The sequence below is a fragment of the Vibrio sp. 2134-1 genome, assembly GCF_033339495.1.
The window spans coordinates 1-565 of sequence record NZ_JAWOUS010000770.1 but is presented as its reverse complement, the minus strand read 5'-3'; the positions used below and the strand labels follow the sequence as shown (position 1 = coordinate 565).

Annotated in this window: 1 protein-coding gene; it reads left to right on the top strand. The window is 48.0% G+C overall.

All coding sequences use genetic code 11. The features are described 5' to 3' along the window. Nucleotides 1-6: 6 nt before the first annotated feature. The gene (locus R7R78_RS28450) at nucleotides 7-549 is read left to right on the top strand and encodes an AAA family ATPase (protein WP_225474894.1); all 543 of its coding nucleotides are present in this window, start codon (nucleotides 7-9) and stop codon (nucleotides 547-549) included. Nucleotides 550-565 lie beyond the last annotated feature (16 nt).

Sequence of the window (565 nt, the reverse complement as noted above, 5' to 3'; positions counted from 1 at the left end):
GATAACATGAAGCCGATTGTGACTACCGGTGGTCCCGGAGCTGGCAAAACAACGTTACTCAACGCATTAGGTAAACAAGGCTACGCCACGTTTGCTGAAGGCTCACGCTCGTTGATAGAGCAGCAAAGCGAATTGGACAATGGCATTTTGCCGTGGACCAACCTGCCTGAGTTTGCCAAATTGTGTCTTAACCTAATGAGTGAGCAAAAGCGTGAAGCGTTGAATACTAACGTGGCTTTTGTAGATCGCGCGATTCCAGATATTGTTGCTTATCTACAAGTCGGTGGTTGTCACGTTGACCAAGCTTTCTTAACTGAAAGTGCTGGGTACCATAGTCAGGTGCTTACTTGTCGACCTGAAGCGTCCATTTACGTACAAGATGAAGTGCGTCCGCACAGCTTTGAAGAAGCGCTGAAAATCCATCAAACCCTAATCAATACTTATGTTGAGCTCGGATATCAAGTGGTGGAAGTGCCATGGGGCAGTGTCGAAGATCGCGTGGGCTTTGTTCGAAGAGTAATAGGCTTAGTCGGCGAGGTAGCAGACTAAAACCTCCTCGCGAGGA

Excerpts from the sequence above, each read along its gene's own strand:
- R7R78_RS28450 (WP_225474894.1), top strand. The coding sequence starts at position 7 with ATGAAGCCGATTGTGACTACCGGTGGTCCCGGAGCTGGCAAAACAACG.